Annotated in this window: 23 protein-coding genes and 1 pseudogene; 9 read left to right on the top strand and 15 right to left on the bottom strand. The window is 39.3% G+C overall.

The window, feature by feature from the left end:
- Positions 1 to 420 precede the first annotated feature (420 nt).
- Both nhaB and dsbB read left to right on the top strand, forming a co-directional pair.
- Positions 421 to 2,004, top strand: a complete 1,584-nt coding sequence (nhaB, locus tag ACMAZF_RS06775) for a sodium/proton antiporter NhaB (RefSeq protein WP_435277196.1) — start codon at positions 421 to 423, stop codon at positions 2,002 to 2,004.
- A 74-nt stretch (positions 2,005 to 2,078) separates the two neighbouring features.
- Complete coding sequence (gene dsbB / locus ACMAZF_RS06770) at positions 2,079 to 2,603, top strand: disulfide bond formation protein DsbB (RefSeq protein WP_435276651.1); 525 nt, start codon at positions 2,079 to 2,081, stop codon at positions 2,601 to 2,603.
- Positions 2,604 to 2,744: 141 nt separating this feature from the next.
- Here the strand turns inward: dsbB and ACMAZF_RS06765 are convergent, their stop codons facing one another.
- Complete coding sequence (locus ACMAZF_RS06765; RefSeq protein ID WP_435276650.1) at positions 2,745 to 2,900, bottom strand: hypothetical protein; 156 nt, start codon at positions 2,898 to 2,900, stop codon at positions 2,745 to 2,747.
- A gap of 320 nt (positions 2,901 to 3,220) precedes the next feature.
- Positions 3,221 to 3,931, bottom strand: coding sequence for a hypothetical protein (locus ACMAZF_RS06760; protein WP_435276649.1), 711 nt, complete (start codon positions 3,929 to 3,931; stop codon positions 3,221 to 3,223).
- Positions 3,932 to 4,256: 325 nt separating this feature from the next.
- Between ACMAZF_RS06760 and tnpA the strand changes: the two genes are divergently transcribed.
- The gene (gene tnpA / locus ACMAZF_RS06755) at positions 4,257 to 4,490 is read left to right on the top strand and encodes an IS66 family insertion sequence element accessory protein TnpA (protein ID WP_435276648.1); all 234 of its coding nucleotides are present in this window, start codon (positions 4,257 to 4,259) and stop codon (positions 4,488 to 4,490) included.
- Between the two features lie 522 nt (positions 4,491 to 5,012).
- Here tnpA and ACMAZF_RS06750 read toward each other — a convergent pair.
- Complete coding sequence (locus ACMAZF_RS06750) at positions 5,013 to 5,897, bottom strand: IS1595 family transposase (RefSeq protein ID WP_435274234.1); 885 nt, start codon at positions 5,895 to 5,897, stop codon at positions 5,013 to 5,015.
- On the opposite strand from ACMAZF_RS06750, the gene ACMAZF_RS06745 reads away from it, so the two are divergent.
- Complete coding sequence (locus tag ACMAZF_RS06745; protein WP_435276647.1) at positions 5,896 to 6,276, top strand: hypothetical protein; 381 nt, start codon at positions 5,896 to 5,898, stop codon at positions 6,274 to 6,276. The two genes, ACMAZF_RS06750 and ACMAZF_RS06745, sit on opposite strands and share 2 nt — an antisense overlap.
- 10 nt (positions 6,277 to 6,286) lie before the next feature.
- Entirely contained in the window at positions 6,287 to 7,033 is a 747-nt protein-coding gene (gene istB, locus ACMAZF_RS06740) for an IS21-like element helper ATPase IstB (protein ID WP_435276646.1), read from the top strand.
- Between the two features lie 945 nt (positions 7,034 to 7,978).
- Here the strand turns inward: istB (ACMAZF_RS06740) and ACMAZF_RS06735 are convergent.
- Positions 7,979 to 8,608, bottom strand: coding sequence for a LysE family translocator (locus ACMAZF_RS06735; RefSeq protein ID WP_435276645.1), 630 nt, complete (start codon positions 8,606 to 8,608; stop codon positions 7,979 to 7,981).
- A gap of 197 nt (positions 8,609 to 8,805) precedes the next feature.
- On the opposite strand from ACMAZF_RS06735, the pseudogene ACMAZF_RS06730 reads away from it, so the two are divergent.
- A pseudogene (locus ACMAZF_RS06730) lies at positions 8,806 to 8,982 on the top strand (IS110 family transposase); the annotation flags it as partial.
- Between the two features lie 453 nt (positions 8,983 to 9,435).
- On the opposite strand, the gene ACMAZF_RS06725 reads toward ACMAZF_RS06730, so the two are convergent.
- Positions 9,436 to 9,921 (bottom strand): hypothetical protein, encoded by a 486-nt coding sequence (locus ACMAZF_RS06725; protein ID WP_435276644.1) that lies wholly within the window; start codon positions 9,919 to 9,921, stop codon positions 9,436 to 9,438.
- A gap of 60 nt (positions 9,922 to 9,981) precedes the next feature.
- Positions 9,982 to 10,773, bottom strand: coding sequence for a reverse transcriptase domain-containing protein (locus ACMAZF_RS06720; protein ID WP_435276643.1), 792 nt, complete (start codon positions 10,771 to 10,773; stop codon positions 9,982 to 9,984).
- A gap of 676 nt (positions 10,774 to 11,449) precedes the next feature.
- Between ACMAZF_RS06720 and ACMAZF_RS06715 the strand changes: the two genes are divergently transcribed.
- Complete coding sequence (locus ACMAZF_RS06715; protein WP_435276642.1) at positions 11,450 to 11,707, top strand: hypothetical protein; 258 nt, start codon at positions 11,450 to 11,452, stop codon at positions 11,705 to 11,707.
- Positions 11,708 to 11,899: 192 nt separating this feature from the next.
- On the opposite strand, the gene ACMAZF_RS06710 is transcribed toward ACMAZF_RS06715, so the two are convergent.
- The 4 genes from ACMAZF_RS06710 to ACMAZF_RS06695 all read right to left on the bottom strand — a co-directional run bounded on the left by ACMAZF_RS06710 (position 11,900) and on the right by ACMAZF_RS06695 (position 16,528).
- Positions 11,900 to 13,102 (bottom strand): IS256 family transposase, encoded by a 1,203-nt coding sequence (locus ACMAZF_RS06710; RefSeq protein ID WP_435273936.1) that lies wholly within the window; start codon positions 13,100 to 13,102, stop codon positions 11,900 to 11,902.
- A 106-nt stretch (positions 13,103 to 13,208) separates the two neighbouring features.
- Positions 13,209 to 14,300: a hypothetical protein gene (locus ACMAZF_RS06705; protein ID WP_435276641.1), complete on the bottom strand. Its 1,092-nt coding sequence runs from the start codon at positions 14,298 to 14,300 to the stop codon at positions 13,209 to 13,211.
- Positions 14,287 to 14,868: a hypothetical protein gene (locus tag ACMAZF_RS06700; RefSeq protein WP_435276640.1), complete on the bottom strand. Its 582-nt coding sequence runs from the start codon at positions 14,866 to 14,868 to the stop codon at positions 14,287 to 14,289. Before ACMAZF_RS06700 ends, ACMAZF_RS06705 begins: the two co-directional genes overlap by 14 nt.
- A 652-nt stretch (positions 14,869 to 15,520) precedes the next feature.
- Complete coding sequence (locus ACMAZF_RS06695) at positions 15,521 to 16,528, bottom strand: reverse transcriptase domain-containing protein (protein WP_435277195.1); 1,008 nt, start codon at positions 16,526 to 16,528, stop codon at positions 15,521 to 15,523.
- Positions 16,529 to 16,742: 214 nt separating this feature from the next.
- Here ACMAZF_RS06695 and istA point away from each other — a divergent pair, with 214 nt between their 5' ends.
- Entirely contained in the window at positions 16,743 to 18,290 is a 1,548-nt protein-coding gene (istA, locus tag ACMAZF_RS06690; protein ID WP_435276639.1) for an IS21 family transposase, read from the top strand.
- Positions 18,291 to 18,301: 11 nt separating this feature from the next.
- Positions 18,302 to 19,054, top strand: a complete 753-nt coding sequence (gene istB / locus ACMAZF_RS06685) for an IS21-like element helper ATPase IstB (RefSeq protein WP_435276309.1) — start codon at positions 18,302 to 18,304, stop codon at positions 19,052 to 19,054.
- A 72-nt stretch (positions 19,055 to 19,126) separates the two neighbouring features.
- On the opposite strand, the gene ACMAZF_RS06680 is transcribed toward istB (ACMAZF_RS06685), so the two are convergent.
- From ACMAZF_RS06680 to ACMAZF_RS06660, 5 genes are all read right to left on the bottom strand, one after another.
- Complete coding sequence (locus tag ACMAZF_RS06680; protein ID WP_435276638.1) at positions 19,127 to 19,468, bottom strand: hypothetical protein; 342 nt, start codon at positions 19,466 to 19,468, stop codon at positions 19,127 to 19,129.
- A gap of 733 nt (positions 19,469 to 20,201) precedes the next feature.
- Entirely contained in the window at positions 20,202 to 21,095 is an 894-nt protein-coding gene (locus tag ACMAZF_RS06675; RefSeq protein WP_435276637.1) for a formylglycine-generating enzyme family protein, read from the bottom strand.
- Positions 21,096 to 21,116: 21 nt separating this feature from the next.
- A complete protein-coding gene (locus tag ACMAZF_RS06670) occupies positions 21,117 to 22,076 on the bottom strand; it encodes an Imm49 family immunity protein (protein ID WP_435276636.1) in 960 nt (319 codons plus the stop codon).
- A gap of 45 nt (positions 22,077 to 22,121) precedes the next feature.
- A complete protein-coding gene (locus ACMAZF_RS06665; RefSeq protein WP_435276635.1) occupies positions 22,122 to 22,553 on the bottom strand; it encodes a hypothetical protein in 432 nt (143 codons plus the stop codon).
- Between the two features lie 242 nt (positions 22,554 to 22,795).
- Positions 22,796 to 23,806, bottom strand: coding sequence for a lytic murein transglycosylase (locus ACMAZF_RS06660; RefSeq protein ID WP_435276474.1), 1,011 nt, complete (start codon positions 23,804 to 23,806; stop codon positions 22,796 to 22,798).
- Positions 23,807 to 23,824 lie beyond the last annotated feature (18 nt).

Raw genomic sequence — 23,824 nt, 5'->3', positions numbered from 1 at the left:
ATTTCACGTATTAGCTCTTTTAAGATGATTCTTAATCAATCGCAAGATTATTGTGATAAAGAGTGATCTCTAACACTCTACCTTCTTTCAATTGGACGATTGCTTTCAATTTATGCAATAAAATCGTCATCAAATAATAGATGGCAATCAAAATAAAACCTGACCACAGCGTCCACACTTTTAACTTTGATTAATTAAACAACGGTTAATACAATAAATTAACAATTTTAAGTGGATAAATAAGCAGATCGCTTGCAAATTGATGCAATGCCTGTAATTAATAGAGGCCATTATTAATGATGCGAAAAGCACGTCTATCACCAACTAATAATTAGTTCACAAAACAAGTTGCTAGTTATGCAGTAAAGTGTTGATAGATTACTGTGGTTTTCTTCTCTACGTGAGGAACAAATGTCGACAATGTCACTTAATCAAGCGTTTATGCGTAACTTCTTAGGCAACTCGCCTAAATGGTACAAATTAGCGATTATTACCTTTTTAGTTATTAACCCTTTTGTCTTCTATTTAGTTGACCCATTCGTTGCCGGTTGGTTGCTCGTCGGTGAGTTTATCTTTACCCTAGCAATGGCATTAAAATGTTACCCATTACAACCTGGTGGTTTGTTAGCGATAGAAGCCGTTGCGATAGGCATGACATCCCCGAAGATGGTACTGCATGAAATATCAGCTAATATGGAAGTAGTATTACTACTAATTTTCATGGTAGCAGGTATATTCTTCATGAAAGACTTGCTGCTCTTTGTATTTACCAAGTTAATTACTAAACTACGCTCAAAGGTCGTTTTGTCATTGGCTTTTTGTGCCGCTGGTGCCATTTTATCAGCATTTTTAGATGCGCTAACGGTTATCGCCGTTGTGATCAGTGTTGTTATAGGTTTCTATAGCGTTTACCACAAAGTCTCTTCTGGTAAACATTATGATCACGATCATGACCACACACACGAAGAAGACTTTCACGAACAACATCGTGCTGATTTAAAACAGTTTCGTGGTTTCTTACGTAACCTATTGATGCACGCTGGTGTTGGTACTGCACTAGGCGGCGTAATGACTAAAGTTGGCGAACCGCAAAACTTAATCATTGCAGAAAAAGCAGGATGGGAATTCATTGAATTTGCTATCCGCATGTCGCCAGTAACAATCCCTGTATTTATCTTTGGCTTGATCACCTGTTTTGTCATCGAAAAAATGGGCTGGTTTAGCTACGGTGTTCAACTGCCAAAGAACGTTCATAAAGTATTGTCTGATTATGCAGACGAGCAAGACAGACGCCGTACGCCTAAAGACAAAGCAAAGCTAATTACCCAAGGTGTTATCGCTGGCTGGTTAGTTGTTGGTCTAGCGCTTCATTTAGCCGCTGTTGGCTTAATCGGTTTATCAGTTATCGTATTAGCGACTGCATTTAACGGTATTACTGAAGAACATGCACTTGGTAAAGCGTTTGAAGAAGCTCTACCGTTTACTTCGCTACTCGCTGTCTTCTTTGCTGTCGTTGCCGTAATTATTGACCAAAACTTATTTACGCCAGTGATTACTTGGGTATTGAGTTATGAAGGTAATACGCAAATGGTAATGTTCTATATTGCCAACGGTTTATTATCGATGGTGAGTGATAATGTATTTGTTGGTACCGTTTATATTGAACAAATTGCTCAAGCCTTGGCAGATGGCCGTATTAACCGCGACCAGTTTGACATGCTAGCTGTTGCAATTAACACAGGTACTAACTTACCAAGTGTTGCAACACCAAATGGTCAAGCAGCGTTCTTATTCTTGTTAACGAGTGCATTAGCACCGCTGGTTAGACTAAGCTACGGTCGTATGGTCTACATGGCATTGCCATACACCATCGTACTGTCAATCGTAGGTTTCATCTGTATCCAGTCAGGCTTCTTAACAGACAGTACAGAAAAGCTTTATGAGAAAGGATTAATTAAACATCACTCGGCAATCGTTGAGCCTTCCGGCGGCGATCACCACTAAGGTGTTATTAGAAAGCGTATCTTCGGATACGCTTTTTTCTTATATTATCTAGATTTAAAATCAACGAGTTATTCATGTTAACCTTTTTAAACTCTCTACCAACAGAACGAAAAGCCTGGCTTACACTGGCTGGCGTCGCCACTACCTTTGAATTAGTTGCAATGTATTTTCAACATATCATGGGGCTTGCGCCTTGTGTCATGTGTATTTATCAACGTACAGCAATGTTAGGCCTTGTTGGCGCAGGGTTAGTGGGTGCTATTGCGCCGCAAAATTTTGGTTGTCGATTGGCTGGTTATGCATTGTGGGGATATAGCGCTATCAAAGGTCTGCTATTAGCCATTGAGCATGTAGGCATTCAAACGACGCAATCGCCTTTTTTCAGCTGTGATTTTCGACCTAATTTCGCCCACACACTGCCATTAGATGAATGGTTACCCTTCATCTTTAAGGCTGATGGCGACTGCGCATCAATTTCATGGATGTTTATTGGTTGGTCAATGTCCCAGTGGATGGTGGTTATTTTTGGCTGTTTTGTGGCAACATTTTTGATTGTTGTGCTCAATAGATTGCGCGCTAGTAATCAATTTAAAATTTAACCTTAATAAGGGAAACAGAATCTTTTTGTTTCCCTTATTTTAGGCATCGATTATTACTATTTTTTTGTTAAAACACGTCCTGCAAGAATATTCGTAAATTGACTGTTTTCAATAACAATTGAGCCGTTAACAATCACTGTTTCAACCCCCCTCAGAAAGAACGTTCCAATGAGAAAAGCTTGCTTTATCTTTATATTTTTTAAGATCGACAATAATAATGTCAGCAAAGAATCCATTAGTTAATAAACCGCGCTCAGGTAACTTTATTGCTTGCGCAGCCTTATAGCTGCTTTGCATCACAAATTGCGGCAACGTTAATACACTTTCTTGAAGTACATATTGTCGGTTTTTTTTGGAAAGCTTGCATACTTTCGGCGTTTTTCAAGGTAGTTGTCGCCTAAATTGTTAAGCAGCTTGCTTATGTTGTTCTGGATTTAGCTCCACAACACCAATTGGCTGCCAGTTTCTTTCATTTTTTGACCACCGCTCTGGATGTTCATTTCTCTTTTGCTGATACAGTGCTTTTCGCTTTGCTCATGTACTTACATAAAATGAATAAGAAAAATACAATACCCCCGATTTTCTTAATCGTAAGCCACGAAAGTTGGGGGGGTATTCTACGGTGGACAATAAATTGAGAAAAACTGTCTATTTAGGCTTCCCAGTTTTCGGTAATAGTCACAATTCTTGTCAATTTTAATATTGGATATAACATTTTCCACTAAAACAGCGGGATCGAATGAATTAGAATAGTCAGTTTCAATAACAAACATGCATTTATGCTTTGCGCATACGATCGAAGATGTCTTAATGTCATTCATATCTTCGAGGACCACTTGAATTTTTTCTTCATTGTCCAAGCTACTCTCTCCATAAAGGTTATCGTCAAACAAACGATCCACTTCATAGTAAAAGGCAAGCTCCATCTTCTGAAGTTCGTTAGGTGAGAATCCAAAAGTGTGATAAATTTCAAATTCCACATTCCCACCAGTATTTACATTAATATTTTCTATCCAATATTTTTTATAAGCAAAAGGAGTTGTATTCTTCTTTGCCTTATTTGAGATGTATTCATAATCCTTTTCTGAAACTACAAACCAACCGAAGACTCTATCTTTACTATCACTAGAAACGCCATTTGTATTCACAGCATTAGTTTCAAAATTTGTTACGAATGTCTTTGATTCTATCTCGCTATGAAATGTTTGAGATTTTATTGGAGGAGTAGCCATATCACCTTCTAGTTTCTTATCTGTTGTTAAGAAAAAATAACCGAAAGATATAATAAGCAAAGAGCCGAAAAGCACAGCATTCGTTATTTTTGTCATACATCCCCTCTTTATTAGTCTATTTAATATATTGGGCATTGGCGAACACATGAATAACTATAGACAACTAAAGCGGTTTGTCAAAAAAATGTTTTACTATCAGTGAATTATGTTGGGTTTGGGGGGGGTTCTGCGTAAAACTTAACGCAGAAAATAAACTTAAGAATTTTATCAAAAAAATAACAAAAAAATAAAGGACAGACACAAATATCTCATTGATTTAACCTAATCACAATCAGTTCAAAAGTAAGCGTCTCGCCAAAGACACATACCTTTCATAAGTTAACTTGGATAGGGTATCTCCAATTTTATTAAGGAGATTAACATGAGTAAACATCGAAGCCTCGAACAATGGCAAGACATCATTAATCTGCACCAATCCAGTGGCTTGAGCGTTAGTGATTTTTGCCGCGACAATAACATTTCAACCACAGCCTTTTATGCAACTAAGAAGAAGTTAACTGAGGAAACCCTTTCATCAAGTGCCATTTTTACACGAGTGCCTTCAGGTGCTGGATATGAAGTTATATTGGAGTTTGCTGCTTCAGGCGCACGATAATTAGGATCTAATTCACCAGTCCTTGGGTTCCTCGCGGGATTAGCAAGTAATTTATTTTGATCTGGAAGGTTGTTATTTAGGGTAGATGTAACCTTAGGTTTAGCATCTGCGCCAACACAACACCCCAACGCCGTTGTTTTGAAGTCTAAAAAAATATCTAGGATACTTAATGACTTACCAACGATATTTTCTAAAGCAACCGTGGTGCTAGGTTGTGATCCCCCCAAGGCGGTTTTGCCACTATTTACAGCATTTGCTGGCGGCGCCAAGATACACAGCAATAATAAAAGCTGGACGGCTACCGTAAAAAAATAGGCGATGGGGTTTTGTTTCATAGCGCGATTATTGCAAATTGATGAACGTCTGAATATAAAAATATCTAAGTGTTTACATTAAGTCATTATTTATCAATAATAAATTTTTGACTGTCCCATCTTTGCGTTAAGGTATAAGTATGAATAATAAATCCATATCAGATCAAGTAGTCGAAATATTAAAAAGTAACATGCCTATGCACTTGGCTCAGGACGATTTTACAGGTACATGAACTATCGCCAAATTTAACAGTCGGTTAGGGATTTGTTTTTCAATAAATCGACGGTTGAACCGATAACAGAACTCATCTAGATATTCTTGTAGGTATTTTCCCGATACACCATGAAATGTACCCAACAAAAATGTTTTTAAATTGCCAATGGCGATATGTACCCATGGTAGCCATTCATCAACCAAATGGCTTGGTGTTACCCTCGCTTCATGGTCCTGTGCTTGGTCAATTATATTCAGAGCAGCCAATGCATCAGAACGAACTTTCTGACCTGGTTTTAAGTACTTCTTAACAAACTTATCAACGCTAAAATGGCAAATACTATCAACTACTTCCATGGCAATAAATCCTGCCTTTTTCTCTTTACTTTCACAGGCGATTAATACATTCTTTTTTCCTGCTGCACCACGACCTCGTTTCCCTTTTTGTCTACCTCCAACAAGTGCATCATCTAGCTCTATTGTTCCACTCAATTGATATAAACTATCTCTGTGACCCATAGCACTTCTAAGTTTTTTTAAAATGAGTCTCGCTGTTCGCCAATTGACTTCTATTAATTTGCTTAGTCTTAGTGCGGATATACTTCCCTTATCAGAGCCAAGAAAATAGATAGCCCAAAACCACTGGATTAAGGTGATTTTACTCCCATGAAAAAGTGTCCCTGCCGTGACTGATGTTTGCTTTTTACATTGCGTGCATTCGTATAAGTGGCGACTGGCAATTTTATAGTTATGAGCATTGCCGCAACGCGGGCAAATAAAGCCATTTTTCCATTTCATTTCTTGTAAATATTCTAAGCAATCATCTTCAGTACTAAACTGTTTTTGCCAAGCTAAAAAGCTTGCTTCTGGCATGTTCATGATTATGTCTACCTATACAGTGTGTTTATATACACAGTATAGTTCAATCCTGAGTTTTCTGCATAGGCATGTAAAACAATGGGCGAGTACGCTCGGTGAGTATGTCTCGCAGTGGGTCGACTATCAATTGCACAGTAAAGCTCATCCACAACAAAGCTATAAAGTCTGCTTTGGCTTACTGAGCTTAAACAAGGTCTATTCAAAAGAGCGCCTAAACGCGGCATGTCAACGGGCCCTAGACACTGGAGGTTACCGACTAGCAAACGTAAAAATCATACTGAAAAAGAACTTAGACCAAGAAAAACGTGAACCTAAGCAAATCGATCTATTGGCAGATATCAAGCATGACAATGTCCGTGGACAAAACTACTACCATTAAGGGAAATAAGATGAATATCGAATTAACTCAACAGCTTAGTAATTTACGTTTAAGCGTCATTCTCAGCAGCCTAACGCGCCAAGAAGAGCAGCCACATTTATATAGTGACTTAAGTTTTCATGATCGGTTATCACTATTGCTGGGAGAAGAAATTGCAACCAGGGAGCAACGTAAGATAGAGCGCCTAGTCAAGCATGCTAAATTTCGATTGGCTGCTCATCCAAGTCAAATCGATTACCGAGCGAGCCGTGGCATTGTTAAATCACAAATTAGCAGCTTGCTTGAAGGACATTGGCTTGAGCACCATCAGAACCTTATTTTTACCGGCGCGACAGGCTGCGGCAAAACCTTTTTAGGCTGTGCTATTGGGCATTACTTTTGCCAACAGGGCATACCAGCACGCTATTACCGAATCAAAGCGCTGCAAGAGCAGCTACGGCAAGTTCACGGCGAGGGAAGTTATCCTCGGTTCCTTGCCCAGCTCAATAAGACACCGATCTTGATCTTGGATGATTGGGGAATGGAAATGTTGACGAGTCAGCAGCGCAGCGATCTTCTAGACATAATAGACGCACGACACGAACAAGGTTCAATGATCATAATGAGTCAGCTGCCTGTGGCTAAGTGGCATGAACTGATCGGTGAAGCCACCTATGCAGATGCCATTATGGATCGGCTTATTCATCGTTCACAGCGTTTTGAGTTACAGGGAGAATCAATGCGAAAATTAGAAATGAACTTGACGGAGACGTCGTGATCAATTAACAATGTTACCGAGCCGCAAAATGGCACCGAAGAGTGATCAGTATGGATGAGAACAACTGATCAGCTTCGGTGAGAATGAGTGATCATCTTCATGAGAATACACACTTCACAAAAATCATCGACATCACAAAATATTTCAACTAACTTATCCATACGCTCACCGTTTATAGTGTTTAAATCGTTTCTTGTTCGAAAGATCTGATCACTAGGTGGGCTATTAGTTCAATTTTTATCCCGAGTTCAGGTTAATTAACAGCCACAGTGACAGACGAAGTAAACAAATAAAGTTAATTGATAAGACAATCGACCGCTACGCGGCCGAAGAAGTGGCTAATGCCTATTGACTCGAGAAGGGCTCATATGTGTTACACCAACGCCCACAATATTAAAATGTACGCCGAACTAATTACTATGGGCGCTATATAGTCCAAATATGATCCGTAAGAGTCCTCAGTATCATCTACTCTAAATGTAGCAAGTAAAAGCACAGAACCTTGGAAAGAAAAATACCCTATTACTAATGCCAATGTTGCAATGAACAAAGATGAACTGTTAACGAAAAATAGTATAAATGCCACTAAGTTAATCAGTGCAATCACTGTAATTTCGATTTTCTGGCGGACTAGATAATTCATACACCTAACGAGGCTGTAGAATTTATCATTCAAGAAAAACAGCCATTAAATTTTGATTAATTTACACTAAAAACCTCGCATCTACGCGAAATCTAATGTTGTATGAGAGTGATTTATGAAATAAATCACTCTCATCAACGTAGTTTTTGGCTCTGGAATCTAAGATTTATAAATTCTACAGCCTCAACGTCGCAATAAGCGGCTTGTAATTGTTTGCTAAAATGTGAAACGAAGTGGAACCGAGCAAACTGTTACAAGTCCGACTTTATTGCCTTGTTAGCTTTTTGCGCATAATTTAGGTATTAACTAACAGGGCGTTTTGATATTAAAGTCCAGATACCTGCCAGAGATAATAATGACCCGCTTGCAATATTAAAACGACTTTGTATACGAGGTGATTTTAAATAACTAAAAGCCGAGCTTGCAAATACAGCATAAGAAGAAACAATAATTGTCGCTAGTGTAATAAAGGTGATAGCAAGAATCCATAGTTGCGAAGTTGTGTCTGTATTTGTATTAATAAATTGAGGAATGAAAGCTACAAAAAACATTAAACTCTTAGGGTTTAAAGCCGTGGCAAAAAAAGTATTTACAAATAATTTCCACCTTGAATCCAGACGTATGGGTGCATTTGGTTCTGTTGGCAAAGCCCCATCTCTCAGTATTGATATACCTAGATAAAGTAAATATAACCCTCCCATAATTTTAACCACAGTAAACCAGAAAGCTGATGCTCTAAGAAGAGCGCCTAATCCTAATAGAGAGCCACTAACAGCTACTGTAGTCCCTAGGATTACAGCAAATAAAAGAGGTAAATTTGCACGTTTTCCATGCGTCAAAGAGTAACTAATTACTATCAAGACAGTGGGACCAGGAATGGCAAGCATAATAGATGATGCCACGACGAAACCTAACCATAATTCTATGTTCATAATATGTATCTCACTTTTCTGAAAGCTAACGCCTCATTCAGAGGCAATAAAATAGCTGGTTAAAATTAGCGAGGCACGAGCAAAAACCAGCTGTTTTTTGTCCTGCTGAAATGACTTGATACTCATTGAGCCCTCTCCCTAAATTTAGCAGTAACTGCTAAATTTAATGGCGACAACCGTAAACAGGAGAAAGCCCAATGAACTTTTACAATAGCACACATCCTTACTACTGCGGTATAGATTTACACGCCAGAATACTTTATGTCTGCATAATTGACAATAATGGCCAAACCATTGTTCATAAAGAAATATCTGCCGATGTAAATAAACTACATACCTTACTAGAACCCTATATTGGCAATATTGTTGTTGGAAAAAAATAAAGGACAGACACAAATATCTCATTGATTTAACCCAATCACAATCAGTTAAAAATTAAATTGCACTAACTAAAACCAATAAAAAATTGGGCTCATTTAGTAAACAAAAATGAACTGGGGGTATGAGAACTACGAAATGATGAAATTTGAACGAGTAAAATCGTCAGCTCTATTGCTGAGGCGGAAAATAATAAGAACAGTTAATACTGAGGATTAGCCGACGCCTTTACACCAACTTCGACCGTGATGGTGAGCATAATCTCGTAAATGAGCTTCATTGCCGGCAAAACTGCCGTATTGCCGTCTGAACTCCTTGGCAGCCGAAAGCCACTCAAGAAATTTTATCGCCGTAAAGCCCTAATTTACATTAATAATCTATCAATATAAATCAGGCCTCCGGCGCAGATCCGTACGTGCGCTACTAACGCATACGGCTCCTACATTGAGTCAAAGGGTGAGGCGTTGGCTTGGATACGGATGTCGATTACGGGTGTGTGGAATAAATATCCAGATTAAGCCTTTCATTCGCTGCCAGTTAAAGCTTTTACCCTTTTGACTTCGACGCCTTAGCGCTTTTATCCAAAGTTTACACACCTCGGTTCTCATTGTTCGAATACTTTGACCATTATCAGGCACCGCGAAGTAATTGAAGTATCCTGTTAATGCGCGTTTGAGCCACTGCCCAACAACGTATGGCGACTTATGCCGCGTTTTCATTAGCACTTCTTTGATATGCCTGAGTTTAGCTCTGAGCCTTTTCTTTATTGAGAGTCTCAAAAGTTTAAACTGCCCGTCATTTCGGCGAACACTGCAAATATGTGTAAATCCAAGAAAATCGAATGTCTTAGGTTTACTTTGCTTGCGTTGCCGTCGATTTAAGCTGGCAAAACGACCGAATTCTATCAGGTGCGTTTTACTTTCGTTTAAACTCAATGAAAATGCCGCCAGCCGTTTGGTTAATTCATATTTCAGTCGATTGCCATCACTTTTGTATTAAAAACCAATAACAAAATCGTCAGCATATCGAACGATATAAACCTCCCCACGTGCATGGCGGTTTCGCCATTGAACGAGCCACAAATCTAACACATAGTGTAGGAAAATATTCGCCAACAATGGCGATATAACTGCACCTTGCGGTGTCCCTACCCATGATGTTTGCTTTGTGCCTCCATCTACAACCCCAACTGTTAACCAGTTGTTGATAAGCCTTAAAACGCGTTTATCGCTAATTCTATGTGCTAAAAATTTCATCATCCATTCGTGATTAATTGTATCGAAGAAACCTTTTAAATCAGCATCTAAAATCCAGCTTACTTTCTTTGTCGTCGTCGCCATATACACCGCATCTAATGCTTGGTGCTGATTGCGTTTTGGACGAAAACCGTAACTAAACCCTAGAAAGTCTGACTCATAAATAGGCTCTAACAGCCAAACGATCGTCTGTTGTACAATTTTATCTTCGATGGATGTTACACCGATGGGTCTTAGTGTACCGTCGGCTTTAGGTATCCAAATTCGCTTAACAGGTTTTGCTTTGTAACATCCAAGTTGAAGCTTTTGATGTAACGCAGTTAACGATGCTTTGGCGGTTTGTTGATACTCTGACCATCCGATATTATCGACGCCTTTAGCCGCCCGTTTATTAAGGTGATTAAACGCCTTATGCAACGAGGCCAACGTGATGTGGTGAAATAGATTATTAAATTGTAGCGATTTATCACGTTTTGCTGCTTCCCCTAGCCGATCCAAACGAGGCAGCAATACTTCCACGCTCTGCGTCATGGTCTTACTCCTGTTGAATGACTTTCTCTTTGTCAGCTCCCTTCGCTCCACATACTCCGCCACGTTGATTTTCTCACCGCTTTGTTCGCATGCTTCTTCACTACTATGAAGCTGTCTGACTTCCAAAGGGTTATCATTATCGGCTACGTCGAACTGACTTCCCGATAAAGTGTTTGCTGCGCAAACGCTCCCTTTGGATCTCCCGAGTTCCGCATAAAAGACATCGCCACATGCATAAGGTCTCTGACTGCGAAGAGTTGAGGGTTAACTTGCCTTACCCTCTCGCGGTATAACGTTAACCATCATATTGCCTTCGCCATCAGACAACTAGGTCAGCACTCTTGACGATGATTTCGCAGCTCAATACTTAGCCTATGGTTTCCCCTGTCAACGCTTAACTCGACACCTTACGATGCAAAGCCCATGACTCGGGGTCTTGGCGGCTTGCTGAGCCTTACCAAGCAGAGGGCTTTCACCTCCAATCTTCTACCGATTTATCTCGGCGCACTGCCTGTCCCTTTTTTTCCCTTACTGGACAAAATCAAAAGCTAAAAAGAAAGAGAAAGGGGCTTCAAAATCTTATGCACATTACCCTCATGATGAATACCCGTGTGATGTAATAACAGATTTGCTTGTTCTATTTGATACTACATCATTCGGCAGTGCTAGCGATGGAATGGTTATTACTGGGGATTTTATTGCTTTTAAACCCATGTTTGAGGATAAAGAGTTTATTTCAATTTCTGATATACGCTCTGTTCGTCTTGATAGTAGTGATAAAGAACTTCGAATTAACAATTTGACCTACAACTATACTCATAGTGAATTAGATAGACCAATGAAGTTAGTCTATAAAGCGCTTAAGAAATTTCTAGATCAACCTAGCCTAGTTCTAATGAAATATTTGAAACAAAACCCTAATATTGGGAAATAGGGTAAGAGTTTGAAGTGGTCAAAGTAAATTGATCACTCTATATATAGCACTCGATTGTGAATCTACTGCGATATAAACTTACGAATAGCAATCAACTAACATAATTATCACTTAGATGTGAAAGGAAATACTTTAAAGTTTTGGGTTGATAGTTAAAGAGGGCGTTCAATATTCTGTGTCAGGCTTAATTTTCTAAATATCAATGACGCTATCTAAACGCCCCTCAAAATATATCGCTAACTGAGAAACACACAAGCTCCAGTTATGGATTGGCATCGTCCATTTCTCAGAAGCATTCAATATGCCAGCATACAACAGCTTCAACAAGCTATTTTCGTTCGGGAATGCGCCTTTCGTCTTTGTTAACTTTCTAAACTGACGATGAACCGCTTCAACGGCGTTCGTGGTATATATCACCTTCCTGATGTGCTCAGGGTACTTAAAATAGTGAGATAGATTGTGCCACTTCCTGCGCCAGGAATTAATAACCAGCGGATATTTTTCGCCCCACTTCTCTTCTAGTTTATCGAGTGCTAATTCAGCTGCTTCCTTTGTGGGTGCACGATAGACAGGTTTTAAATCGGCCATAAAGGCTTTCTGATTTTTAGACGCGACGTACTTAAGTGAGTTTCGAATTTGATGAATGATGCAAAGCTGTGTTTCTGTCTCAGGAAAGATAGCTGCTATGGCTTCAGGAAAGCCGGTTAGCCCATCTACGCAGGCAATAAGAATATCTTTAACACCGCGATTATTAAGATCGGTCAGCACTGAAAGCCAATAATTAGCCCCTTCGTTTTCTGATAAATGCAACCCTAATATCTCTTTTTTACCCTGCATATTAAGTGCTAATAACGTGTAGACAGCTTTGCTGATGTAGCGACCGTTTTCTTTGACCTTATAATGAATAGCATCGAGCCAAACAATTGGGTAATGGCTATCTAATGGCCTTTGTTGCCATGCTTTAAGCTCAGGAATAAGCTTGTCAGTGACTGCGCTAATCGTTCCTGTGGCCACGTTAATACCGTACATCTCCTCTACATGTGCATTGATATCACGATAACTCATTCCCAAGCTAAACATCGAGAGTATTTTGCGATCGATTTCATCTGATAGTGAGGTTTGATTTTTCTTCACTAATTGAGGTTCAAATGTTCCATTGCGGTCTCGCGGAGTGTCGAGTTCAAAATTACCAGACGGGTGTTTGATGTTTTTACTTGTTCTGCCATTCTTTCTATTAGATTGATTATCGTTGGCTAAGTGGTGCTCTAGTTCGGCATTAAGAGCCGCTTCGGTTAATTGCTTAATCAAAGGGCCTAAGATGCCATCTTTACCAGTGAGGCTTTTACCAGCTTGTAAATCTGTTAATGCTTGCTCAAAATCAAAAGAGTTAGTCATGTGTCATTCCTGTTTTATTATATTATACTGAAATGACACAGAATTATGAACACTCCCTAGTTAAATGCTAAAATCACTTCAGAAAAGATACAGTTAACGCTAAACATTACTTTAAAACATAATAATTAGAGGGATAGGCAGAATTAGAACCGTAGTATTTACAAGCTGTTTTCTTTCCTTCAAATCTTGTTATACAACCAACTACTCCATCAGTAATTTGAACCCATACTGTACCATAGTTATACATTTTCTCACCAGGATACGCATACCCACTAGATCTAGGCTCTCCAGCTAACTCAACCATTTCTGTATAGACCATTCCTCTTTCAACATATCTCATGACTTTATCCGTTTTCTGTCTAATGATATTCTTAATTTCGTGTAGACGGGTTGTTATCTTATTTTCTTCTGCGTGATATTTTGATAGTAATATATTTGCTTTGCTTAATTCATCCTTCATTCGTACTAATTCGTTTTCTTTGGTTTTTCTTATAAATTCCTGTGTCGCCAATTTATTTTGGATACTTTTTAACTGTTGGCTTTGTAAGCTAAACTTAGATGATTTGTCTTTTAGTATTAACCTAAGTTCACCAATTTCCTGCCGATTCGCCCTTGACTTTAATACCTCAGAGATCCCTTGAGTCACACTATTAGGATCAATTGCGACAGACGCCTTTAAGTATAAGACAGAACCATCCCATTTTTGATCTAAAATTTTGGTTTGTGTTATACCTGCTGAAATTGTGCGAATTTCTTTTTTGACTTCATTCAGTGCATGTCCTGACTTAATTGATTGCTGTATATTTAATTCGCTTTCAATATAAGTTCCGATCTCTTCAACTAACAAAATTTTCAATTGAATCAATGCTTTTTTACGAGCAGTATTTTTGCTGTCATCTTCCCCTGCTTTATAAGTATATTCCTTTACAAAATGTTTTTTAGAACTGACTGCCTTGAACGAGTCAATAATATTGATAGCTTCTATAATTGTCTCTTGCTCTGTGGCTTTTTCAATTTGAACTTTATTTTCTTTGGTTATTAAAGCTGAAGTTATCGTACTTGGCGAATTAGTTTTTATTACACTATCTTTGGTAGATCGAGTTGGTTGGGTCGAGTTGCAGCCAACCAAAGACAGAAATAAAAAAATTGAAACTGCCTGTTTGAGCTTTAAATAATCTAATTTACTAGTTAGATTCATAATTATCTATTGCCTCACCAAGCTGTTTAAAACCTTTATCTGCTTGAATTCGTTGCCATTCTGCGCTATCGCTGTTAAAACTACTGTTAATCAATTTTTTAGCGTTAGTTTTAAAGCTTTCTTCACTTAATCCTACCAATACATACATACGCTTATCAGGTCCTTGAAGGCTTTTTTGAATTTTAATTCCTTGTAACCGCTGCTTTGTAAACTGCCGTTGGATTACTTCCTGAGTAGCATCCACAGTTTCTTGTTCGGTTCTTCCTGTTGTGCCTAAAAATATCTTAACTAAACTCTGAACTTCAGACTCAAAAGATTGTGCTAGTCTATCTTTTGCTGACGCTGTAGCTATTGTTTTCATAAAATCAACTCCTGCACCCGACTGTTCTGCAACGCCAGTAGCCTGTAATGTAAGCCCCTCTATAGGCTCATCGCAAACCCAAACAGGAGCCTTAACCGAAGTATTTGGAAAATAGCAAGATTCATAATCAATAGCTGTAATATTACTTGAACAACCCACAATAGTGATTGAGTACAATAAAATTGTTGAAATTAAAGTTTTGGTCATTGTATATCCTTATAAATAATTTTATAAAAGTGTTAGTTTATACTACATTATTTAAATATACCTTTTCAATAAAAACCGATAAAACAATTGGTTACTCGATCCGCTTGATTAATCTATCAGGTCATAGATGTTCATTTGTATGATGATAAAGTAAAGTCTTTTGACCCATTAGTTGGTTCTCAACATAATGTAGACCAACGACTCCTTTGAGCTTGTAGGAGTCACTCATCACCAATCCGATTAAACATCAATGTGACTGGCTCCTTAGCCACCAAAGCGGTCATTGCTTTTTTGCAAAAAATATAAACAAATAGAACATTACATCTAATGCGTTAACGCGCAAATTCGAGTGACGATTTGCTTAAACGGTCGGCTTTGTTTATTAAGTTCGCGATACTATTTTTAATACTAAAAGCCGCAGGATTCTGCAACATCCAGCTTGGGTAAATCACCAACTTAACATCATTGCGAGATTCACCCTTTGGTACTAAATTACATCACTAAGATGAATGGGGATTTAAAGCTATTGATTATCAATCAGATTTTCAATCGCCGTAAAGCCCTAATTTACATTAATAATCTATCAATATAAATCAGGCCTCCGGCGCAGATCCGTACGTGCGCTACTAACGCATACGGCTCCTACATTGAGTCAAAGGGTGAGGCGTTGGCTTGGATACGGATGTCGATTACGGGTGTGTGGAATAAATATCCAGATTAAGCCTTTCATTCGCTGCCAGTTAAAGCTTTTACCCTTTTGACTTCGACGCCTTAGCGCTTTTATCCAAAGTTTACACACCTCGGTTCTCATTGTTCGAATACTTTGACCATTATCAGGCACAGCGAAGTAATTGAAGTATCCTGTTAATGCGCGTTTGAGCCACTGCCCAACAACGTATGGCGACTTATGCCGCGTTTTCATTAGCACTTCTTTGATATGCCTGAGTTTAGCTCTGAGCCTTTTCTTTATTGAGAGTCTCAAAAGTTTAAACTGCCCGTCATTTCGGCGAACACTGCAAATATGTGTAAATCCAAGAAAATCGAATGTCTTAGGTTTACTTTGCTTGCGTTGCCGTCGATTTAAGCTGGCAAAACGACCGAATTCTATCAGGTGCGTTTTACTTTCGTTTAAACTCAATGAAAATGCCGCCAGCCGTTTGGTTAATTCATATTTCAGTCGATTGCCATCACTTTTGTATTGAAAACCAATAACAAAATCGTCAGCATATCGAACGATATAAACCTCCCCACGTGCATGGCGGTTTCGCCATTGAACGAGCCACAAATCTAACACATAGTGTAGGAAAATATTCGCCAACAATGGCGATATAACTGCACCTTGCGGTGTCCCTACCCATGATGTTTGCTTTGTGCCTCCATCTACAACCCCAACTGTTAACCAGTTGTTGATAAGCCTTAAAACGCGTTTATCGCTAATTCTATGTGCTAAAAATTTCATCATCCATTCGTGATTAATTGTATCGAAGAAACCTTTTAAATCAGCATCTAAAATCCAGCTTACTTTCTTTGTCGTCGTCGCCATATACACCGCATCTAATGCTTGGTGCTGATTGCGTTTTGGACGAAAACCGTAACTAAACCCTAGAAAGTCTGACTCATAAATAGGCTCTAACAGCCAAACGATCGTCTGTTGTACAATTGCATATTAACATCCATGGAGATCACCTAATAACATCGATGGAGATCACTCAATAACATCCATCGAGATCACCTAATAACATTCATGGAGATCACTTTTAGCTCCATATGTTATTGATGAATTCACATAATGTTGTTGTTCAATTAATCAACTTTCTTCTGTTCTGTAGGTACATTTTACCGTTATTCTTTTCATTTTGATGATGAGGATAACTATGTCTACGGTACCTATTTTTATGCGTAAATTAAAAGAAATCTTACGGCTCAAATACGGCTGTTCACTTAGCCATCGTCAGGTTGCAAAAAGCTTATCTATTTCGCCCTCAGTAGTGTCTCGCTATGCAAACCGAGCTGCACAAATGGGGATCACAAGCTGGCCTTTATCCGAAATATGGACGGATGCGGCGCTTAATCGAGAGTTCTTAAAGACTAGGGTCAAACTTAAAGCATCAATACCAGTTCCCAATTGGTCGGTGATTTATAAAGAACTAAAACATAAAACGCTGACACTACAGCTCTTATGGGAGGAGCACTCACAGCGAAACCCCGGTAACCATTACAGTTACAATCATTTTTGTCGTCTGTATAAAGCGTGGTTGGGCTGCCAGAAACCATCAATGAGGCAGCATCATAAAGCCGGTGAAAAGCTATTTATTGATTACTGCGGCCCCACAATGAATATCATCAATAGTTCAACGGGGGAGTACCGAACAGCGCAGGTATTTGTTGCAGTGATGGGCGCTTCCAATTATACATTCGCCGAAGCAACATGGAGTCAAGGCCTTGAAGACTGGGTGATGAGTCATGCTCGCTGCTTTGAGTTTCTCGGTGGAATGCCTGAACTACTCATCCCTGATAACTTAAGAAGTGGTGTCACCAAAGCGTGTCGTTATGAGCCAGACCTCAATCCAACGTATCAACAAATGGCAGCACATTATAATACTGTCATCGTTCCAGCTCGCCCCTATCGCCCCAAAGATAAGGCTAAAGCGGAAGTTGCAGTACAAATAGTTGAGCGCTGGATCATGGCCAAGTTACGTCATGAACCGTTTTTTAGCCTACGTCAGCTCAATGAAAGGATCTGCGAACTACTCACAGATTTAAATCAAAGGCCAATGAGAAAGCAGCCTGGGAGCCGGTTATCACAGTTTATTGAGATCGATAAACCCGCTTTAAAGCCACTGCCTATAACCCCTTACATCTACACACAGGTTAAGAAAGTAACCGTACATATTGACTACCATATTGAAGTTGAAAAACACTATTACTCTGTACCTCATTCATTGATAAAACAAAAGCTTGAAGCACATATCAGTGGAGAGTTGGTTAGGCTTTACCACCATGGTGAATGTGTCGCCTCACATCCTCGTTCATCAAAAATAGGTGCACACACGACAATTGAGGGGCACATGCCAATCGCTCATCGCAAGCATGATCAGTGGTCCCCTCATCGTTTTGAAAAGTGGGCGAAAGACATTGGTAGTAGCACTGAAGAGCTCGTCATCAAATTACTGCAATCGAAACGGCATCCAGAGCAAAGCTATCGTGTCTGTTTAGGATTACTGAATTTATCGAAGAAATATTCACCAGCAAGGTTAGAAGCCGCCAGTCGCCGAGCTTTACATACAGGCATCATGCGACTCGCAGGTATCCGCTCAATCTTAGATAAGGGACTAGACCGTCAACCATTGCCGGAAGTTCAACTCGACTTACTTGGTGAAATCGAGCATAAAAATGTTCGCGGAAACAAATATTATCATTAAGGGGAAAACCAATGAAAACCATTTATAACCAATTGAATACGCTGAATCTTGGTGGCATACGTGATGCATTAACGCTCCAAACGGAGCAGCCAAATCATTACAAAGAACTCGCTTTTGAAGAGAGGTTAACCTTGTTACTCGATAATGAGATAAATCAGCGAGTCACTAGAAAAATAGAGCGATTAACTCGCCAAGCAAAATTTAGAGTGCAAGCTCAGATAGAGCAACTCGATTATCGTGCCAATCGTAACCTAGATAAGGCACAAATCCGCTCGCTAGCACAGGGCGAATGGTTACGACTTCATCAAAATATCTTAATCACAGGAGCGACAGGTTGTGGAAAAACCTACTTAGCCTGTGCGCTTGGCCAACACCACTGCCAGCAAGGCGATAGCGTGTTCTACTTTAGATTAAAAGAGCTACTGGAGAAGATGTATTTATCTCAGGCAGACGGAACTTATCGCAAGTTTATCAGCAAATTAACCAATGCCAATTTACTAATTTTAGATGACTGGGGCTTAGAGCCACTAACTGCTCAGCAGCGGAGTGATTTACTCGAGCTCATTGATGCTAGGTATGACACTAAATCAACGTTAATCGCCAGCCAATTACCGCAAGAGCACTGGTACAAAATGATCGGAGAATCTACCCATGCCGATGCCATTTTGGATCGGCTAGTTCATGGTTCAATAAAAATAAAATTAGAAGGTGAATCGATGCGAAAAATCACCAATAACTTGACTGATGGAGATCACTCAGGCTAAATTTAAAGAGGCTCTACAAAACAGAAAAAAAGCGATCTCCATGAATGTTATTGGGTGATCTTCTTCATGTTATTACGCAACAATTTTATCTTCGATGGATGTTACACCGATGGGTCTTAGTGTACCGTCGGCTTTAGGTATCCAAATTCGCTTAACAGGTTTTGCTTTGTAACATCCAAGTTGAAGCTTTTGATGTAACGCAGTTAACGATGCTTTGGCGGTTTGTTGATACTCTGACCATCCGATATTATCGACGCCTTTAGCCGCCCGTTTATTAAGGTGATTAAACGCCTTATGCAACGAGGCCAACGTGATGTGGTGAAATAGATTATTAAATTGTAGCGATTTATCACGTTTTGCTGCTTCCCCTAGCCGATCCAAACGAGGCAGCAATACTTCCACGCTCTGCGTCATGGTCTTACTCCTGTTGAATGACTTTCTCTTTGTCAGCTCCCTTCGCTCCACATACTCCGCCACGTTGATTTTCTCACCGCTTTGTTCGCATGCTTCTTCACTACCAAAAAAAAGGGACAGGCAAAAATTTCTCGGGGTCTTGGCGGCTTGCTAAACCTTACCAAGCAGAGGGCTTTCACCTCCAATCTTCTACCGATTTAGCTCGGCGCACTGCCTGTCCCTTTTTTTTCTCTAGTCGATTAACGAAAAAAACATCAACACTCACACAATGAGCAAACAACATCAACACAACAATAGAATCTTCTATTATTCAATATTCAAACCTCAAGGCATGTAAATTAGAAGACTGTAAACAGCATGTTCACAAACTTATCAATTTTATCTTTAAAGAATAAAACATCGTATAAAGTGTGATTACAACTCACAATCAACAAATGCCCGAACGTTGTATCGTCTGCCCATCATACGAGTACTTCGCCCATTAATAGGGGTGTAATAGGGCTTGTATGTTACAAATTCTCTATAGTTTCTAACCTTAAACGTATTGGCACAATGCTGTTTTACTGTGAGCTTAAAACTATCGGCAGACCAACTAGTCGAACCCGTTGTGCAAGTGATTTGTAACAAATTTTCTTCAATATTATTGACTGAACAATTTTCCTCAGAAATACGATTGGCACAACCGCTTGAACCTAATAGCAACAAAACGATTAAAATCGAACGTATAAAGACGCTATCTTCCATTCTCAATCACTTCCGGCAATGAAATGGCCAATCTAGCGCTACAACCGTCACCACCGTCAACGCCAGTTTGGATTCGTGATGTTGAGCGATTAAAATTAAAGCCATAACGCCACCAACCGCCACGTAAAATAGCATCATCATCACCAAATAACGATTTATACGCTGTCTGACTGGGTGACTGTTGTTGATAGCTATAAGCATCATCAGCAACCCATTCAGGTAAGTTTCCTATCATGCCTAGTAAGCCAAATCCGTTAGGCGCTTTTTGTTCATCTCGTGTCAGAGTTCGATAATTATCCGCATTAAAATTTGTGTTGAATTTAGTCCATGCATATTGGGTGTCTGGTTCATCTCCCCAATAGAACATACTATTGGTGCCTGCCTTACAGGCATATTCCCATTCCATTTCACTTGGCAGTCTGAGGCCAAATTGTTCAGCCCAATTTGTTACATTATCTCTATGGATGCTAGTAATAGGATGTAAATCACCAAAATTACGATCAAGTTTAACGCCGCCATATTTATCCCACGCTTGCTCCGGGATCAAATAATCACTGATTAAAAATGGGGTAATAGTAATCGGGTACTTCTGCTCGAAATCGTTCTCATCCAAGTCCATTGAGCCATCGGTCACTAACTTCGAGTAATAATCTGGCGCGGCCCCGACTTTAAAATGGTCACTACCAGGGAGCAAATGAAAAGCCATTTGCAGTTTCTGATGAAAAAAGACGCCAATATCAAATTGATTGTCAGCCATCGTAAATCCTCGCAGCGCGATAAACTCAAACCCCAACTCGTTTAACGGCGCTTTAATAGTGTCTATTTCAGCCTGTCGCTGCTCTGGTGTGGCCTCTTGCCACTGTAAAATATTGTCTATTAACATGTTTATTTCTTCACCAATCTATTATTCAGCCACTTTATAAGGAGGTGGCAGCACTAATGATTCATCATCAAAAATCCACCAACGATATAAATAGCTATTATTTACAGGCGGCTCCCATTGACGCGTATCAACGGCTAACACCGCCGCAGCCAACAAAAAGGGGGAATAATCATTCATAAACGGTGAAGAATAAAAGGCTTGAGCTCTTGCTGTATGTCGCTTATGAACTTGCGTCGCCTGCGTGATCGCATTTGCAAAGCCTGCTTCATCATCAATCGCGATAAAATAAAACGGCTCAATCATGACACGGTAAAACGGGGTATTGTTAATAGGAAACTCTGCCATAAACTGCTCATACAACCGTTGATGATTGGCCATAGGATCTAACATGCCCTTCAAATAACGCACATAAATCATTGGGTATTGTACATTGCCTCCACAATAACCAAGACCACTGCTGTGATATCGCCACGCATCCTCTTCTGTATAATTGAGTAACAGAGTTGTTATGTCATGGTTTCGAGTAGCAATGGCATAACAAAGAGCTTCTCCCCATCGAGTATAACTAAAGCAAGCAGCATTATAATTTGGAATCTCAGAAACAAATGTTACATCTTGTATTAATTTAGCATGGATAAAATTAGGCATGCATAAGCTTTCAGAAAAGCTATCTCCCACAGCTCCCATATATTGTTTCATTTGCGCGGAAAAAATACTGTTTGCTACGTTTAAAGCCTCAATAAGGTTTGATAAATCACCTGCATCACGTGTCACATAATACAAACCAATTGCAATATCGAAATAACTTTCCAAGCCTTTTCTTACAACATCAATATTACCTTGCAACCAATTACTAGCAATTTCATCTATTGCAAGTTTTTCAAGATAACTCTGACGAAAGTTAATAATATCTTTCTTAGACTTTTTAACTTTTTTTAAATGACTAATTTTTCTCGTTTTAGGTAATTTTTTTAAAATCATTATTGCCTCAATTTGAAAGCGGCATTATAGCCGCTAACGCTCTTATTAGTTCACATCGTACACACGATGTTCTAAAGAAACTAAGTTACCAACCGCATCGTAAACTCCCTTTGAGTAAACGTTGAACTTCACATCACCGCTGCGTAGCATTCCAATTGCTTTGTCAATATTTGGGTCAACGAACATTTCATTATTAATCAAGTTCCGTCGTTTGTTTTCCATAGATTCTAATAAACTCTCCCTATACCGTGGCGTACCTTGTTCAACATATTCGTTATTATGTAAACGTTTGTTTTGCCCAGCATTACCACCTTTGGATTCATTCCACTCAAGAACATTTCCATCGCGAACGGTCATGCTATCAATATTATTATTCTTTGAACCGTCAGGCCACTGCGGGCTAATATTTTCAGCACCGTCACCGTATCGCTTTTTAACACCGATTTCTGTGAGTAATAAGCCTTCTGCTTCCGACAAATCACGATGTTTTCTATCTAACTCTTTCCATTGTGCAGACGACTTATCAGAGATTTTTTGCTTTCTCGCAATAATTCACTCCTTTTGTTCACAATACTTTTCAAGTTCATCAAAAAAAAGGGACAGGCAAAAATTTCTCGGGGTCTTGGCGGCTTGCTGAGCCTTACCAAGCAGAGGGCTTTCACCTCCAATCTTCTACCGATTTATCTCGGCGCACTGCCTGTCCCTTTTTTTCCCTTATGTTATTTAATCGGCGGGTACTTTATGCGGTTAGACAAATAACCAACAGCAATGGCGTTATACATGGAATCAGTTAATGCTAATAGATGTTCAAAATTATGATAGGTCAAATAAACACGGCCTTTAATACCGTCAGGTGCAACTAGCTTTGCCGTTAATGTAGCATTAGGTAATGCGCGATTATCAAAGCGAGTAAGACCAAGCGCTTTCCATTGTGATAATGATTTGTAGTCGCCCTTCTCTAACATTGAACGATCAAATTCTTTCGGTAACTTAACTTGGCGCCCCCAAGTATACTTCTCTTGCCAACCGATGTTTTCCAATAGCTTAGCGGTCGTTGCAAAACTGTCATCAACAGAATGCCAAATATCAACTTTTCCGTCTTGGTTATAGTCTTGGTAACTACTGAGATATTGACTTGAATCTATGTTGAATAAACCAACTTTGCCAGTCCAATTACTTTTGATTTCAGTAACGCCTAACGCAGGCGTATTCAATAAGTCGATAGTGGCTTTGATTTCTTGCTGATAATAATCTTGTTGTTGATTCGCATAGGCTAATGAACTCAAGACACTTAACGCATTGTAACCATCAACACTGTCTGAAAAATCATTAGCAACGCCCCATAAAGCCACTAAAAAACGCGGCTGTATGTGATATTTTTTTTCCAATGCTTTGAGCAAAGGCAAATGCTCTTTATATAAAGATCTCGCTTTACTCACACGCTCTTCATTAACTAATCGCGGAAGGAATGTATCAAGCGTTTTAACCTTATTACGCTGGCGCTGTTGAACCACCACCGCTTTTTTAAACAACTTGATAGAATTAAAAGCTTCTTTCGTTTTGTTAGCGTCTGAGCCCTCTTTTACTAAAGTTTTCTCAAGCTGCTTAACGTATTGATAGAAAGATAATCCAGACTGCGCATTTACAGAAAACACGGCACTAATAGCAAAGGTGAACGCTGCAATTCGAGCAATCATAATTATCTTACCAATAAAATAAAGGACAGACATAAATATCTCATTGATTTA

It is taken from the genome of Psychrobium sp. nBUS_13, from assembly GCF_051201665.1.
Lineage (GTDB): Bacteria > Pseudomonadota > Gammaproteobacteria > Enterobacterales > Psychrobiaceae > Psychrobium.
This window is presented reverse-complemented; position numbering and strand designations above follow the sequence as displayed.